A 15033-nucleotide genomic window follows, 5' to 3' on the forward strand; every position below is an offset into this window, starting at 1 on the left:
TAGCCTCGACGCGTGTCCTCCAGTGCTCCGGATCAGGCCCGGCAACCCCGCCGCGGCCCGAACCCGCGCGGCACCTTCCGGATCGGCACCATCGCCGGCAGCGACGTCCTCGTGTCGTCGTCGTGGTTCCTGGTCGCCGCGCTCATCGCGGTGGTCATGGCGCCACGGGTCGACTCGATCCAGCCCGGCCTCGGCGGCTGGAAGTACGTCGTGGGCGTGGCGTTCGCGGTGGTGCTCTACCTCGCGGTGCTCCTCCACGAGGCGTCGCACGCGGTGGTGGCGCGGCGCTACGGGTTCGAGGTGCACTCGATCACGCTGCACTTCCTCGGCGGCGTGACCGCCATCGAGGGCGAGGCGCGCACCCCGCGGCAGGAGTTCTGGATCGCCGTGGTCGGTCCGATCACGTCGCTGGCCGTGGGTGTCGCCGCTGCCGCACTGTGGTTCGTCACGCCCGACGGCCTGCTGCTCATGACGGTCGAGGGCCTGGCCGGCGCGAACCTCCTCATCGGAGTGCTCAATCTGGTGCCCGGCCTGCCGCTCGACGGTGGTCGCGTCCTCAAGGCCGCGGTGTGGCAGCTGACCGGCCGGGTCGAGACGGGTGTGACTGCCGCCGGCTGGGGCGGTCGGGTGACCGCGGTCGCCGTCGTGCTCGTGCCGCTGCTGCTTCCGATGCTCACCGACTACGAGCCGACGACGATCGACATCGTGCTCACGTTCGTCATCGCGATCTTCCTCTGGTCGGGGGCCTCGCAGGCGATCGTGTCCGGACGGGTCCGGACCAAGGTCGCCCAGGTAGTGGCGAGGGACCTCGCCCGGCGCACGCTCGCCGTTCCCGACGACCTCCCGCTCGCCGAGGCGATCCGGCAGGCCCACGACGCGAAGGCAGGGAGCATCGTCACCGTCAGCTCGGCCGGGCGGCCGATCGGCGTCGTGGACGAGGCCGCGGTGCGCGCGATGCCCGAGGACCGCCGGCCGTGGGTGGCGGTCTCCGCCGTGACCCGGACCCTCGAGGAGGGACTCCGGCTCCCGGTCGCGATCACCGGCGCCCAGCTGCTCGACGCCATCCGGCGAACCCCCGCCAGCGAGTACCTCCTCATCGAGCCCGACGGCTCGGTCTACGGCGTGCTGGCGACCGCCGACGTGGAGCGCGCCGTCCGGGCTGGATAGGCTCCGCGTCCGTGAGCCAACCCGATCCCGGCGACGTGCCGACCGAGGCCTGGTCCGGCGTGCACCGCGGCCCGCTGCGGGCCGGTGAGTGGGTGCGCCTCGTCGACGGCAAGGGCCGCAAGCACAACTTCTGCCTCGAGCCGGGCAAGCGGTTCTTCTCCAACCGCGGTCACCTCGACCACGACGAGCTGATCGGCCGCGAGGAGGGGTTCACGGTGACCTCCTCGGCGGGTGGCGAGTACCTCGTCTTCCGTCCGCTGCTCTCGGAGTTCGTCGTGTCGATGCCGCGCGGCGCGGCCGTCGTCTACCCGAAGGACGCCGCCCAGATCATCGCGATGGCCGACATCTTCCCCGGCGCCCACGTGGTCGAGGCCGGCGTCGGCTCCGGCGCGCTCACGTGCTCGCTGCTGCGGGCCGTCGGACCCTACGGCCGGGTGTCGTCCTACGAGCGGCGCGAGGAGTTCGCCGACGTCGCCCGCCGCAACGTCAGCCAGTTCTTCGGAGCCCCCGACGGAGAGACCCACCCTGCGTGGCGGCTCACGATCGGCGACCTGGCCGAGGCGCTGCCGGCGTCGGGGGAGCAGTGTGACCGGATCATCCTCGACATGCTCGCGCCCTGGGACTGCCTCGACGCGGCTGCCGACGCGCTGCGCCCCGGCGGCATCGTCTGCGCGTACGTCGCCACCACGACCCAGATGTCGCGGTTCGTCGAGACCGTGCGGGTGCACGGCGGGTTCACCGAGCCGACCGGGTGGGAGTCGCTCGTGCGTGACTGGCACGTCGAGGGCCTCGCCGTACGCCCCGGACACAAGATGATCGGGCACACCGCGTTCCTCGTCACCGCGCGGCGGATGGCGCCCGGGGAGCGGGCGCCGCGCAAGTCCCGGCGTCCGGCGCCCGGCGCCTACGGCCCCGACTACACCGGCCCCCGGTCGGCCGACGTCCCGGACGAGCCCGCGGAGGGCTGATGTCGCCGGTCGCCGCGGGGCCGAAGCCGTTCCTGCTCCTGTCGATCCGCGCGGAGGAGCGCGCGGCGCTCGACGAGCACGCGGCGTTCGTGCGGTTCCTCGGTGTCGGCGCCGACGAGGTTCGTCGGGTCCAGCTCGGCCTCGCTCCGCTGCCGCCCCTCGACCTGGACGAGTGGGCGGGGATCATCCTCGGCGGCGGTGCCTTCAACGCCTCCGACCCCGAGGAGAGCAAGTCGGAGGCGCAGCTCCGCGCCGAGCGGGACCTCGGCCGGCTGCTCGACGAGGTGATCGCGCGCGACTTCCCGTTCCTCGGCGCCTGCTACGGCATCGGCACGATCGGCCGGCACCAGGGCGCCGTCGTCGACCGGTCCTACCCCGAGCCCGTCGGGCCGGTCAGCGTCGAGCTCACCGACGAGGGCGCGGCCGACCCCCTGTTCGCCGGCCTGCCGCGCGCGTTCACGGCGTACGGCGGCCACAAGGAGGCCATCAGCCGGCTGCCGGACCATGCCGTGGCCCTCGCCACCTCGGCGGCCGCTCCCGTGCAGGCGTTCCGGGTCGGCCGGCACGTCTACGCGACCCAGTTCCACCCCGAGCTCGACCTGGACGGGATCCTGACCCGGATCGCGGTCTACGCGCACCACGGGTACTTCGACCCGTCGGAGCAGGAGGCGCTCGGCGCCGCGGCAGCCGCCGTCACCGTGACCCACCCGATGACGATCCTGCGCAACTTCACCAGTCGCTACCGGCAGGCGGGCGCAATCCAATCGTGACCGACGCACGGCGCGGAACACTTCCCTGCAACAACCCGCCGAGTAGGTTGGTATCGGACTACAGGAGGTGTGCGGATGTCGAACACGGGAGCCGACGGGCGTCGACAGAGCCGTGAGGAGCTCGAGGACCAGGTTCGTTACCTCGAGGCCGAGGTCCACGACCTGCGCCATCGTCTGACCGACATCCCGGGCGGCTCGTCCCGGTCCCTCGAGCTCCGTCTCGCCGACGCGCAGCGGTCGCTCGCGGCCGTGACTGCGCAGAACGAGCGGCTCGCCGGCACACTGCGTGAGGCCCGTGACCAGATCCTCAAGCTGAAGGAGGAGGTCGACCGCCTCGCCCAGCCCCCGGCCGGCTTCGGCACGTTCCTCCAGCGCAACGAGGACGACTCGGTCGACGTCTACACCGGTGGCCGCAAGCTGCGGGTGAGCGTCAGCCCCAACGTCGACCTCGACCAGCTCCGGCGCGGCCAAGAGGTCATGCTCAACGAGGCACTGAACGTCGTCGCCGCGTTCGACTACGAGACGATCGGCGAGGTCGTGATGTTCAAGGAGCTGCTCGCCGACGGGGAGCGGGTCCTCGTGATCGCCAACGCCGACGAGGAGCGCGTCGTACGCCTCGCGGAACCGCTGGTCGGCCAGACCCTCCGCGCCGGCGACTCCCTGCTGCTCGACGCGCGAGCCGGCTACGTCTACGAGCGGGTGCCGAAGTCGGAGGTCGAGGAGCTCGTCCTCGAAGAGGTCCCGGACATCACCTACGAGACCATCGGCGGCCTCGGCAACCAGATCGAGATGATCCAGGACGCGGTCGAGCTGCCCTACCTCTACCCCGAGCTGTTCGCGGAGCACGAGCTGAAGCCGCCGAAGGGCATCCTGCTCTACGGCCCGCCGGGCTGCGGCAAGACGCTGATCGCCAAGGCCGTCGCCAACTCCTTGGCCAAGAAGGTCGCGGCGAAGACGGGCGCCGAGGGCAAGTCCTACTTCCTCAACATCAAGGGCCCCGAGCTGCTCAACAAGTACGTCGGCGAGACCGAGCGGCACATCCGGCTGGTCTTCCAGCGCGCCCGCGAGAAGGCCAGCAGCGGCACGCCGGTCATCGTGTTCTTCGACGAGATGGACTCCCTCTTCCGGACCCGCGGGTCGGGCGTCTCGTCCGACGTCGAGAACACCATCGTCCCGCAGCTGCTGAGCGAGATCGACGGCGTCGAGCTGCTCGAGAACGTGCTGGTGATCGGTGCCTCCAACCGCGAGGACATGATCGACCCCGCGATCCTGCGCCCGGGCCGGCTCGACGTGAAGATCAAGATCGAGCGCCCTGACGCCGAGTCGGCGCGCGACATCTTCACCAAGTACCTCACGACGAACCTGCCGCTCCACGCCGACGACCTCGCCGAGTTCGGCGGGGACCGGCAGGCCACGGTGAACGGCATGATCCGGGCCGCGGTCGAGCGGATGTACTCCGAGACCGAGGAGAACCGCTTCCTCGAGGTCACCTACGCCAACGGCGACAAGGAGGTCCTGTACTTCAAGGACTTCAACTCGGGCGCGATGATCCAGAACATCGTCGACCGCGCCAAGAAGATGGCGATCAAGGACTTCATCGACCACGACCAGAAGGGCCTGCGGATCTCCCACCTGCTCCAGGCGTGCGTCGACGAGTTCAAGGAGAACGAGGACCTGCCCAACACGACCAACCCCGACGACTGGGCGCGGATCTCCGGCAAGAAGGGCGAGCGGATCGTGTTCATCCGCACACTCATCACCGGCAAGCAGGGCACCGAGCCGGGACGGTCGATCGACACCGTGTCCAACACGGGCCAGTACCTCTGAGGGCCAACGGCCGGTCCGCGGGTCAACGCTGCTTGAGGTACCACGCCTTGGCGACGTTGTAGACGCCGTACGCCGCGAGCCCGATCGCGACGGCGACCAGCAGCGCCTTGCCGAACGGGGCGTCCCGGAGCGTCAGCAGCGCCTGGTCGAGCCCGCCGGACTTGTCGGCGTCGTGGGTGAAACCGGCCCAGACGAAGAGCCCGCCGATCACGGCGAACGCCAGTCCGCGGCTGGAGTACCCGACTCGGGCCAGGACAGTGATGGCGGTGCCGATGTCACCGGTGCGGCCGCCGGACTCGAGGCTCTTCCGCCACTTGTCCGTCAGCCCCTTGTAGGCGCTGTAGACGCCGTAGCCGATGATCGCGATGCCGACGGCCACGACCAGCACCGGCCCGAGCGGCATCTTCATGATCGTCGCGGTGTAGCCGTCCTCGCTGCTCCCGCCGCTGGAGGAGCCGGTGACGGTCTGGAAGGCCAGGACCGCCAGGAGCGCGAAGACGACTGCCTTGCCGGCCGACATGGCGCGGGCGGCCACGAGCTTGCGGCCGTCCTCCTCGTCGTGACCGGCGACGGCCTCGCAGATCTTCCAGACCACCAGCGCGACGAACCCGATGCAGGCGATCCAGAGAATGGTCTCCCCGAAGGGCTGCTGCGACATCTCCCGCAGCGCGCCCTGTCCGGAAGCTCGTCCGGCCGGCTCCCCGAACGCGATCTGGAGGGCGAGCCAGCCGACGACGACGTACGTCACGCCGTAGATCGCGGTGCCGATCTTCGCCAGCCACTCCAGCGCCGGATTGTTCCTGGCCTGTTGCGCCTTGTCCTCGGCCGCTGTGCCGGCCGCATCTTGAGTAGTCATCTGCCCTCCGGCCCCTCATTACCCGGTTGCCACGCCCGCCATGCGTCTGGTCGGGACGTGTGCCCGCGTACGCTGGATCCATGAGCGTCCGCCGCGTGATGGGCACCGAGGTCGAGTACGGCATCTCGGTCCAGGGCATGCCCACCGCGAACCCGATGGTCGCGTCGTCGCAGGTGGTCAACGCCTACGCCTCCGCCACGGTGCGTGCCCGGCGCGCGCGCTGGGACTTCGAGGAGGAGTCCCCGTTGCGGGACGCCCGCGGGTTCGACATGTCCCGGCAGGTGGCCGACCCGAGCCAGCTGACCGACGAGGACCTCGGGCTTGCGAACGTCATCCTGACCAACGGCGCGCGGCTGTACGTCGACCACGCCCATCCGGAGTACTCCACGCCCGAGGTCGTCTCGCCGCTCGACGTGGTCCGGTGGGACAAGGCGGGGGAGCAGGTGATGCTCGACGCCGCCAGGCTCGCCCAGCAGCTGCCCGGCAACCCGTCGATCGTGCTCTACAAGAACAACACCGACAACAAGGGAGCGTCGTACGGCGCCCACGAGAACTACCTGATGCGACGCTCGACGCCGTTCGCCGACATCGTGCGCCACCTGACGCCGTTCTTCGTCAGCCGCCAGGTGGTCTGCGGCGCCGGCCGGGTGGGCATGGGGCAGGACGGGCGCGAGCACGGCTACCAGATCAGCCAGCGCGCCGACTACTTCGAGGTCGAGGTCGGGCTCGAGACGACGCTCAAGCGGCCGATCATCAACACCCGCGACGAGCCGCACGCCGACCCGGAGAAGTACCGCCGGCTCCACGTGATCATCGGCGACGCCAACCTCTCCGAGATCTCGACCTACCTCAAGATCGGCACGACCGCCCTGGTGCTGTCGATGATCGAGGACCGGTTCATCGGTCGCGACCTCACCGTCGACACGCCGGTCTCCTCGCTCCGTGCGGTCTCCCACGACCCCACGCTGCGCCAGACGATCACGATGTCCGACGGTCGGCGGCTGACGGGCGTCCAGCTGCAGCTGGAGTACCTCGACCTGGCCAAGAAGTACGTCGAGGACCGGCTCGGCGCCGACGCCGACGAGCAGACCCTCGACGTGCTCGCCCGGTGGGAGGACGTGCTCGACCGGCTCGAGCGCGACCCGATGTCCCTCGCCGACCAGCTCGACTGGGTCGCCAAGCTGAAGCTGCTCGAGCAGTACCGCTCCCGTGACGGGCTCGACTGGGACGACGCCAAGCTCCAGCTGATCGACTACCAGTACTCCGACATCAGGCCGGAGAAGGGCCTCTACCACCGCCTGGTCAACGCCGGCCGGATCCAGCGCCTCCTCGACGACGAGGTGGTCGAGCGGGCGATGACCGAGCCGCCCGAGCAGACCCGCGCCTACTTCCGCGGCCGGTGTCTGGAGAAGTACGCCGCTCACGTCGCCGCCGCGTCGTGGGACTCCGTGATCTTCGACCTGCCCGGCCGGGAGTCGCTCCAGCGGGTGCCCACGATGGACCCGCTGCGGGGCAGCAAGGCCCACGTCGGCCAGCTGATCGACGCCTGTGACACGGCAGAGGCTCTCGTCTCTGCACTGACTCGCTAGGCTCTCGGCATGGCACAGGAGCAGAAGCAGCCGCGCAAGAGCGGTGAGGAGCAGGAAGCGACCGAGGTCGCCCCTGAGTCCGACGTCGCCGAGCGCAAGGAAGCCCTCGACGACGACGTCGACGCGATCCTCGACGAGATCGACGACGTGCTCGAGACCAACGCCGAGGACTTCGTCAAGTCGTTCATCCAGAAGGGCGGCGAATGAACGACGCCCGGATCCCGGCCAGCTACATGCGGCCGGGCACATCGTCCTTCAGCGAGTTCCTGAGCGAGCAGGCGCCGGACCTGCTCCCCGCGCGGCGGTCCTTGCCCCCCGGCAGCGCCGCCGACCTCGCACCGCACGGCACCACGATCGTCGCGGCGACCTTCCCCGGCGGCCTGGTGATGGCCGGTGACCGGCGCGCGACGATGGGCAACGTCATCGCCCAGCGCGACATCGACAAGGTCTTCCCCGCCGACGAGTACTCCGTCGTCGGCATCGCCGGCACCGCAGGCCTGGCGGTCGAGATGGTGCGGCTGTTCCAGGTGGAGCTCGAGCACTACGAGAAGATCGAGGGCAGCATCCTCTCGCTCGACGGCAAGGCCAACCGGCTGTCGGCGCTGATCCGCGCCAACCTCGGGATGGCGATGCAGGGGCTCGCCGTCGTACCCATGTTCGCCGGCTTCGACCTGGACCGCGGGATCGGCCGGATCTTCGGCTACGACGTCACCGGTGGCCGCCACGAGGAGACGCACTTCTTCACCGTCGGCTCGGGCAGCCTGTTCGCCCGCGGGGCCATGAAGAAGCTCTACCGCGAGGATCTCAGCGAGACCGAGTGCGTGACGCTCGCGCTGCAGGCGCTCTACGACGCCGCCGACGACGACTCCGCGACGGGCGGGCCCGACCTGACCCGCCGGATCTTCCCGATCATCCACGTCGTCACCGTCGACGGCGGCCGCAAGCTCCCCGAGGACGAGATCGCCGAGCTCGCCGACCGCGTCGTGGGCGCCCGGATGACCCGGCCGGACGGCCCGGTCGCCCCGCTCGCCCTGCCCGACCAGGAGGCGCCGCGATGAGCATGCCGTTCTACGTCTCGCCCGAGCAGCTGATGAAGGACCGGGCCGACTTCGCGCGCAAGGGCATCGCCCGCGGTCGGTCCCTGGTCGCCGTGCAGTACGCCGACGGCGTGCTCTTCGTGACCGAGAACCCCTCCCAGGCGCTGCACAAGGTGTCGGAGCTCTACGACCGGCTCGCGTTCGCCGCTGTCGGCCGCTACAACGAGTTCGAGAACCTCCGGATCGCCGGTGTCCGCCTCGCCGACATGCGGGGCTACTCCTACGACCGCCGGGACGTGACCGGGCGCGGCCTCGCCAACGCGTACGCCCAGACGCTCGGCACGATCTTCTCCAGCGGCGGCGAGAAGCCCTACGAGGTCGAGATCTTCGTCGCCGAGGTCGGCGCGAGCGCCGAGGAGGACCAGATCTACCGGCTGACCTACGAGGGCCGGGTCGGCGACGAGCACGGCTACGCCGTCATGGGCGGTGACGCCGAGACGGTCGCGTCCTACCTCGCCGAGCACTACCGCGAGGGCGCCACGCTCGACAACGCGCTCAGGGTCGCCGTCGCTGCCCTGGGCCACTCGACCGAGGGCGGGCAGACGACCGACCGGGTGATCCCGGTGGGTGACCTCGAGGTCGCGGTGCTCGACCGGACCCGGGTCCAGCCGCGCAAGTTCGCGCGGATCAGGCCGTCGCGCATCGAGACGCTCCTGGGCGAACGCGGTCCGAGCGAGCACGCCGCCCCGGAGGCCGGTCCCGACAGCCCGTCGTCGGTTGCTCCGAGGCACGCGGCGCCGACGACCGACGACCCGGCCGACCCGACGGACCAGGTCAGCGGCAACGTGCCCCCGCTGGAGGACCCGGACTCGGGCGAGCCGCCGATCGCGCCGCCGCTCTAGTCAGAGCTTCCGCAAGCCGCACACCGCGGGCCCCTCGAGCACCGACCCGTCGGGGGCGAACCGGGACCCGTGGAGCGGGCAGTCCCACGACCGCTCGGCATCGTTCCAGCGCACAGCGCCGCCGAGGTGGGTGCAGAGGCCGCGGACGGGCGGGTCGGCCTGCTCGGCGTCCCGCCACTTCCGGCGTACGACGTCCTTGGCCAGCTCGACGCCGACCTCGCCGTTGAAGAGGGCAGCCCGGCCCGCGCCGATCGCCTCACGGGGCGTCCAGGTGCTGAACGCCCGGTGCCACGGGGGCCGCTCGCCGGCCCCGCCCTCCTCGAGCAGCGTCTTCGAGAGCAGCAGGGCAGCGGCGGGCGCTGCCGCGAGGCCCCACTTGTCGAAGCCGGTCGCCACCCAGATCGAGTGGTCGCGGGGCAGCATCGGGCCGACGTACGGGAGCCCCGTGACCGAGGCGTGGTCCTGCGCCGACCAGGTGTGGGTGACCTCGCCGCCGAAGGTTGACCGAGCCCAGGTGAGCAGCTCCTCGAGGTGCTCCGCCTCCGACTGGGCCCTCCCCGTGACGTGACCGCTGCCGCCCACGAGCAGCAGCTCGTCGCCACCGTTGACGGGCAGCGACCGGAGCGACCGGGTCGGCTGTTCGGCGGAGAGGTACATGCCGCGCGGGACCCAGGGGGAGCGCAGCGCGGCGGCGTAGGACCGCTGAGGCTTCAACCGGGCGAAGAAGCCGTGCCGGCGCAGCACCGGCTGGCCGGTGGCGAGCACCAGGTGCCGCGCGGTCACGTTGGCGTCGTCCGTCGTCACCGTCACGCCGTCGGCCGTGCGTCGGGCGTCGGTGAGCCGGGAGTGCTCGAAGAGCTCGCCGCCCTCGGCGAGGAGCTGCGCCACCAGCGCGTCCACCAGGTCGAGCGGGTGCAGCTGCATCTGGTCGGCGAGGCGGACCGCTCCGCGGATGGGGAACGGCAGCTCGGTGGCTTCCTCCCACGTCACGTCGAGGCCGACCAGGCTCGCCGCCGACAGCTCCGCCCGCGCCCGCAGCTCGCCGGGCCGGGTGGTGCCGTAGGTGTAGGCGGGCCGGTCCTGGTGGGGGACGTCGTGGGCGTCGCAGAACCGCCGCAGCCACGCCTGGCCCTCCTGGTTGGCGGTGACGTAGTCACGCACGATCGACGGCCGGTTGGTCCGCAGTGCCTGGGAGAGCCGGGTCCCCTGCAGGACGCTCACCTTGGCGGTGGTGTGGCCGGTGGTGCCGTCGGCGACCTGCCTGGCCTCGAGCACGGCGACCCGGAGACCGGCTCGCGCCAGCAGCAGCCCGGTCAGCAGCCCGGTGACGCCGGCGCCCGCCACGACGACGTCGTACGTCGCTGTGCCGGTGAGCTTCGGATGGGTCGCACGCGGTCGGTCCAGCCAGATCGGAGTCATGCCAGTCATATCGGCGGAGGTACCCCCTGCTGCTCCGCGCACCCCGTACTGTTGCGGCATGGACCGCCGGATCTTCGGGATCGAGAACGAGTACGGCGTCACGTGCACGTTCAAGGGACAGCGGCGGCTCAGCCCCGACGAGGTGGCCCGCTACCTCTTCCGCAAGGTCGTGTCCTGGGGCCGTTCGAGCAACGTCTTCCTGCGCAACGGCGCCCGTCTCTACCTCGACGTGGGCAGCCACCCGGAGTACGCCACGCCCGAGTGCGACGACGTCGTCGAGCTCGTGACCCACGACAAGGCGGGGGAGCGGGTGCTCGAGGGTCTCCTCCTCGACGCCGAGCAGCGGCTCCACGACGAGGGCATCGCCGGCGAGATCTACCTCTTCAAGAACAACACCGACTCGGCCGGCAACTCCTACGGCTGCCACGAGAACTACCTGGTCAGCCGGGCGGGCGAGTTCAGCCGGCTCGCCGACGTGCTCATCCCGTTCCTGGTCACCCGGCAGATCATCGTGGGCGCCGGCAAGGTCACCCAGACGCCGCGAGGCACGTCGTACTCCGTCAGCCAGCGGGCCGAGCACATCTGGGAGGGCGTCTCCAGCGCGACCACCCGCAGCCGACCGATCATCAACACCCGCGACGAGCCCCACGCGGACGCGGAGAAGTACCGCCGCCTCCACGTGATCGTCGGCGACAGCAACATGAGCGAGACCACCACGATGCTCAAGGTGGCCTCCTGCGACCTGGTGCTGCGGATGATCGAGGAGGGTGTGGTGATGCGCGACCTCACGATGGAGAACCCGATCCGCGCGATCCGCGAGATCTCCCACGACGTCACCGGCCGGCGCAAGGTGCGCCTGGCCAACGGGCGCGAGGCGAGCGCGCTGGAGATCCAGGGGGAGTACCTCCAGAAGGCCCGCGACTTCGTGGACCGCCGAGGGATCGCCACGCCGGTGATCGAGCGCACGCTCGACCTCTGGGAGCGCGGTCTCAAGGCGATCGAGTCCGACGACCTCGGCCTCGTCGACCGCGAGATCGACTGGGTGATCAAGTGGAAGCTGATCGACCGCTACCGGGCGAAGCACGGGCTGCCGCTGAGCCACCCCCGGGTCGCCCAGCTCGACCTCGCCTACCACGACATCCACCGCAACCGCGGCCTCTACTACCTGCTCGAGAAGCGCGGAGCCGTCGCGCGGGTCACTACCGACCTGCGGATCTTCGAGGCCAAGTCGGTGCCGCCGCAGAACACCCGCGCCCGCCTCCGCGGCGAGTTCATCCGCAAGGCGCAGGAGCGCCGTCGCGACTTCACGGTGGACTGGGTCCACCTCAAGCTGAACGACCAGGCCCAGCGCACGGTCCTGTGCAAGGACCCGTTCCGGGCCTACGACGAGCGGGTGCAGCGCCTGATCGACGGCATGTAGCTCAGCCGGCAGCGCGGCGGGACCATCCAACTTGTAGGGTTTCGGCGTGCTGAGCCGACTGACCCGCCCCGTAGCAGCCGCCACCGCAACGCTGTTCGCCCTTGCCGTGCTGTCGGCCTGCGGTGACGACTCCCCCGAGGAGGAGACCGCCGAGGGGTTCGACGCCGTCGAGGTCTCCGGTCCGGTCGGCGAGCTGCCGGAGTTCGAGTGGAAGGCGATGCTCGCGTCGGGGGAGACCCAGACCGAGGTCCTCGAGGAGGGTGACGGCGCCGAGATCGTCGAGGGCGACCAGGTGCTGGCCAACCTCGCCGTGTCCACCGACTTCGACGAGCAGATCGCGCTCGAGACCTACGGCGAGGACCGCACCGCCGCGCTGATCACCGTGGGCGAGGAGGCCGCGCCCCAGGCCGCGTTCGACCTGCTCACGGCCCTGGTCGCCGAGCAGGTCGAGCCGGGCATGACCCTCGGCACCCGCCTCGCCCTCACCGTGGACGTCAAGGAGGAGTGGGGCGACACCGGCCTGTTCCTGGGCGAGCTGGGGATCGGCAACGAGGACGGCATCGTCGTCGTCGCGGACCTCGAGGCGACCACCCTGGACGGCCCGCAGGGTGCGAAGAAGGCCGCACCCGCCTGGGCACCGCGGGTCGTCTCCACCGACGGCGTGCCGACGGGGCTGAGCTCCGCCGGCATCCCCAAGCCGGACGTGAAGGGCAAGGAGATCCGGTCGGCCGTGGTGATCCAGGGCACCGGCCCGAAGGTCGAGAAGGGTGACCTCGCGATCGTCGACTACCTCGGCCAGACCTGGGGCGGCGAGCAGCCCTTCGACGAGAGCTACTCGAAGAAGAAGCAGCCGCTCAAGGTCAACGTGGGCGGAGCCGAGGGCCCCGGCATCCCCGTCATCGAGGGCTGGTCCGACGGTCTCGTCGGCGTCCCGGTGGGGAGCCGCATCCTGATCGAGATCCCGCCGGCCAAGGGCTACGGCAAGCAGGGCCAGGGCAAGGACATCAAGGGTGACGACATCCTCTACTTCGTGGTCGACGTCCTCGCTGCCGCCTAGCCCACCCACCCTCAGGCAGAATCGAGGCCATGCCCGCGCCGAAGAGTGAGCGCCTCCTCAACCTCCTCATCATGCTGCTGGTGCAGCGGCGCCCGATCGCCAAGGACCGCATCCGGGAGCTCCTCTACCCGGACTCCCGGCCGGACGCGTTCGAGAAGATGTTCGAGCGCGACAAGGACGAGCTGCGCAGCCTCGGCATCCCGGTCGAGGTGGCCCAGCTGGACCCGCTGTTCGACGACGAGATCGGCTACCGGATCCCGCCCGACGAGTTCGCGCTGCCGGACGTCTCGCTGACGCCGGAGGAGGCCGCGGTGGTCAGCCTGGCCTCGCGCGTCTGGCAGCAGGCGACGATGGCGCAGGCCACGACCGACGCGGTGCGCAAGCTGAACGCCGCCGGGCTCGACGTCGACCTCACCGCGCTCGACATCGCCCAGCCCCGGCAGAACGCCGACGAGCCCGCCTTCGCCACCACCTGGGAGGCGGTCTGCGACCGCACCCGGATCGTGTTCGACTACCAGCGGCCCGACGAGCCGGAGCCGCGGCGGCGCCATGTCCAGCCGTGGGGTCTCGTGCGCACCTCCGGCCGCTGGTACCTCGTCGGCTTCGACACCGACCGGGACGCCGAGCGGGTCTTCCGCCTGGACCGGGTGTGCAGCCCCGTGCGCAAGGTCGGTCCGGCCCGGGCGTACGACGTGCCGCCCGACACCGACCTCCGGGAGGTGATCGACCGGCTCGCCCCGATGCCCGCGGCCGAGCGCGCCGTGCTACTGGTCCGGAAGGGGGCCGGCCACAGCTTCCGGAGGCGCGCCAGCCACGTCGAGGAGGGCGTCCGGGGACCGGACGACAGCACGACCTGGGACTGCGTGGAGCTGGACCGGCCGGCGCGGGGGCTCGTCGACGAGGTGCTCTACCACGGACCGGACGTCGTGCTGGTGGAGCCGGCGGCGCTCCGCGCCGAGGTCGTCCGGCGCCTCGAGGCGGTGGCCGGATGACGACGACACCCACACCTGGCGCCCGCGACCAGGTCGCGCGGCTGCTCACCCTGGTGCCGTTCCTCCACCACCGCGACGAGGTGCGCCTGGCGGACGCCGCCGAGCTGCTCGGGACGACACCGGCGCAGGTGCTCACCGACCTCAAGGTGCTGTTCATGTGCGGCCTGCCGGGCGGCCTGCCCGACGACCTGATCGACGTGGACCTCGACGCGATCGAGTCCGACGAGGGCGGCCCGGTCAGCGACGGCGTCATCCGGATCGAGAACGCCGACTACCTCGCCCGGCCGCTCCGGCTCAGCCCGACCGAGGCGTCCGCGGTGATGGTCGCCCTCAACAGCCTCCGGGACGTGTCGACCGCCGAGACCCAGGCGATCATCGACGGGGTGCTCGCGAAGCTCGAGGCGGCGGCCACGAGCGCCGCCGCGACCCGCCGGATCGCGGTGGACGCCCGCTCGGAGGAGGTGGCGCTGCTCGCGCTCGCCGACAGCCTGCAACGCGCTGCGGACGAGCGGAAGCAGGTGCGGCTGACCTACCACGTGCCGGCCCGCGACGAGCTCTCCGAGCGGGTGGTCGATCCGCGCGGCGTGGTGCCGCACGGACGCTTCAGCTACCTCGACGCCTGGTGCCACACGGCCGGGGCGGAGCGACTCTTCCGGCTCGACCGGATCACCGAGGCGACCGTGCTCGACAGCCCGATCGCGACCGAGCCGCGCCCACCGCGCGAGGTCACCGAGGGGCTGCTCTCGGGCGAGCTGCCGGTGGGCGGCACCGTCGCGACGCTGGTGCTGCAGCCGCAGGCCGACTGGGTGCCGCACTACTACCCGATGCAGGAGGTTCGCCCGCAGGGCGACGGCGTGCTGGAGGTGGACCTGCCGGTCGCCGACCCGCGCTGGCTGATCCGGCTGCTGCTGAGGCTGGCGCCGTACGCCGCCGTGGTGGCTCCCGAAGAGTTCACCGAGACTTTCACGGCGACAGCACAGGAGACCCTCGCGCTGTATCGCTGACCGCGGCGTACGATGGGAGCACACG

The 15033-nt window shown here is 71.0% G+C and carries 14 protein-coding genes; 12 read left to right on the forward strand and 2 right to left on the reverse strand.

The window, feature by feature from the left end; translation table 11 throughout:
• Positions 1–12: 12 nt before the first annotated feature.
• The 4 genes from F0U47_RS03910 to arc all read left to right on the forward strand — a co-directional run bounded on the left by F0U47_RS03910 (position 13) and on the right by arc (position 4732).
• Positions 13–1167, forward strand: a complete 1155-nt coding sequence (locus tag F0U47_RS03910) for a M50 family metallopeptidase (RefSeq protein ID WP_246159414.1) — start codon at positions 13–15, stop codon at positions 1165–1167.
• 11 nt (positions 1168–1178) lie between these two features.
• A complete protein-coding gene (locus F0U47_RS03915; protein ID WP_281290961.1) occupies positions 1179–2135 on the forward strand; it encodes a tRNA (adenine-N1)-methyltransferase in 957 nt (318 codons plus the stop codon).
• Complete coding sequence (locus F0U47_RS03920) at positions 2135–2905, forward strand: glutamine amidotransferase (protein WP_149748965.1); 771 nt, start codon at positions 2135–2137, stop codon at positions 2903–2905. Before F0U47_RS03915 ends, F0U47_RS03920 begins: the two co-directional genes overlap by 1 nt.
• Before the next feature lie 75 nt (positions 2906–2980).
• Positions 2981–4732: a proteasome ATPase gene (arc, locus tag F0U47_RS03925; protein WP_149748966.1), complete on the forward strand. Its 1752-nt coding sequence runs from the start codon at positions 2981–2983 to the stop codon at positions 4730–4732.
• Between the two features lie 22 nt (positions 4733–4754).
• Here arc and F0U47_RS03930 read toward each other — a convergent pair whose 3' ends face one another.
• Entirely contained in the window at positions 4755–5588 is an 834-nt protein-coding gene (locus F0U47_RS03930) for a DUF1206 domain-containing protein (protein WP_149748967.1), read from the reverse strand.
• An 80-nt stretch (positions 5589–5668) separates the two neighbouring features.
• Between F0U47_RS03930 and dop the strand changes: the two genes are divergently transcribed.
• The 4 genes from dop to prcA are packed head-to-tail and all read left to right on the forward strand — an operon-like array spanning position 5669 to position 9116.
• On the forward strand, positions 5669–7177 hold the full coding sequence (gene dop / locus F0U47_RS03935) for a depupylase/deamidase Dop (protein ID WP_149748968.1): 1509 nt from the start codon (positions 5669–5671) through the stop codon (positions 7175–7177).
• Between the two features lie 9 nt (positions 7178–7186).
• Positions 7187–7384, forward strand: a complete 198-nt coding sequence (locus F0U47_RS03940) for a ubiquitin-like protein Pup (protein ID WP_149748969.1) — start codon at positions 7187–7189, stop codon at positions 7382–7384.
• The gene (gene prcB, locus F0U47_RS03945; RefSeq protein ID WP_149748970.1) at positions 7381–8235 is read left to right on the forward strand and encodes a proteasome subunit beta; all 855 of its coding nucleotides are present in this window, start codon (positions 7381–7383) and stop codon (positions 8233–8235) included. The genes F0U47_RS03940 and prcB overlap by 4 nt, the downstream gene beginning before the upstream one ends.
• The gene (prcA, locus tag F0U47_RS03950) at positions 8232–9116 is read left to right on the forward strand and encodes a proteasome subunit alpha (RefSeq protein WP_149748971.1); all 885 of its coding nucleotides are present in this window, start codon (positions 8232–8234) and stop codon (positions 9114–9116) included. The genes prcB and prcA overlap by 4 nt, the downstream gene beginning before the upstream one ends.
• Here the strand turns inward: prcA and F0U47_RS03955 are convergent, their stop codons facing one another.
• Positions 9117–10535 (reverse strand): FAD-dependent oxidoreductase, encoded by a 1419-nt coding sequence (locus F0U47_RS03955; RefSeq protein WP_149748972.1) that lies wholly within the window; start codon positions 10533–10535, stop codon positions 9117–9119.
• A 58-nt stretch (positions 10536–10593) separates the two neighbouring features.
• On the opposite strand from F0U47_RS03955, the gene pafA reads away from it, so the two are divergent.
• Genes pafA through F0U47_RS03975 form a run of 4 tightly spaced genes read left to right on the forward strand, consistent with a single transcriptional unit; the run spans position 10594 to position 15008 of the window.
• Positions 10594–11955, forward strand: coding sequence for a Pup--protein ligase (pafA, locus tag F0U47_RS03960; RefSeq protein WP_149748973.1), 1362 nt, complete (start codon positions 10594–10596; stop codon positions 11953–11955).
• Between the two features lie 46 nt (positions 11956–12001).
• Entirely contained in the window at positions 12002–13012 is a 1011-nt protein-coding gene (locus F0U47_RS03965; protein ID WP_149748974.1) for an FKBP-type peptidyl-prolyl cis-trans isomerase, read from the forward strand.
• A gap of 29 nt (positions 13013–13041) precedes the next feature.
• Positions 13042–14004, forward strand: a complete 963-nt coding sequence (locus F0U47_RS03970; RefSeq protein ID WP_149748975.1) for a helix-turn-helix transcriptional regulator — start codon at positions 13042–13044, stop codon at positions 14002–14004.
• Positions 14001–15008 carry a helix-turn-helix transcriptional regulator gene (locus tag F0U47_RS03975; protein ID WP_149748976.1) on the forward strand — a complete coding sequence of 336 codons (1008 nt, stop codon included), beginning with the start codon at positions 14001–14003 and terminating at the stop codon, positions 15006–15008. The genes F0U47_RS03970 and F0U47_RS03975 overlap by 4 nt, the downstream gene beginning before the upstream one ends.
• The last annotated feature ends 25 nt before the right edge of the window (positions 15009–15033 follow it).

This window comes from Nocardioides antri, assembly GCF_008373765.1.
Lineage (GTDB): Bacteria > Actinomycetota > Actinomycetes > Propionibacteriales > Nocardioidaceae > Nocardioides > Nocardioides antri.

Excerpts from the sequence above, each read along its gene's own strand:
- F0U47_RS03920 (WP_149748965.1), top strand. The coding sequence starts at position 2,135 with ATGTCGCCGGTCGCCGCGGGGCCGAAGCCGTTCCTGCTCCTGTCGATC.
- arc (WP_149748966.1), top strand. The coding sequence starts at position 2,981 with ATGTCGAACACGGGAGCCGACGGGCGTCGACAGAGCCGTGAGGAGCTC.
- F0U47_RS03930 (WP_149748967.1), bottom strand. The coding sequence starts at position 5,588 with ATGACTACTCAAGATGCGGCCGGCACAGCGGCCGAGGACAAGGCGCAA.
- dop (WP_149748968.1), top strand. The coding sequence starts at position 5,669 with ATGAGCGTCCGCCGCGTGATGGGCACCGAGGTCGAGTACGGCATCTCG.
- F0U47_RS03940 (WP_149748969.1), top strand. The coding sequence starts at position 7,187 with ATGGCACAGGAGCAGAAGCAGCCGCGCAAGAGCGGTGAGGAGCAGGAA.
- prcB (WP_149748970.1), top strand. The coding sequence starts at position 7,381 with ATGAACGACGCCCGGATCCCGGCCAGCTACATGCGGCCGGGCACATCG.
- prcA (WP_149748971.1), top strand. The coding sequence starts at position 8,232 with ATGAGCATGCCGTTCTACGTCTCGCCCGAGCAGCTGATGAAGGACCGG.
- F0U47_RS03955 (WP_149748972.1), bottom strand. The coding sequence starts at position 10,535 with ATGACTCCGATCTGGCTGGACCGACCGCGTGCGACCCATCCGAAGCTC.
- pafA (WP_149748973.1), top strand. The coding sequence starts at position 10,594 with ATGGACCGCCGGATCTTCGGGATCGAGAACGAGTACGGCGTCACGTGC.
- F0U47_RS03970 (WP_149748975.1), top strand. The coding sequence starts at position 13,042 with ATGCCCGCGCCGAAGAGTGAGCGCCTCCTCAACCTCCTCATCATGCTG.
- F0U47_RS03975 (WP_149748976.1), top strand. The coding sequence starts at position 14,001 with ATGACGACGACACCCACACCTGGCGCCCGCGACCAGGTCGCGCGGCTG.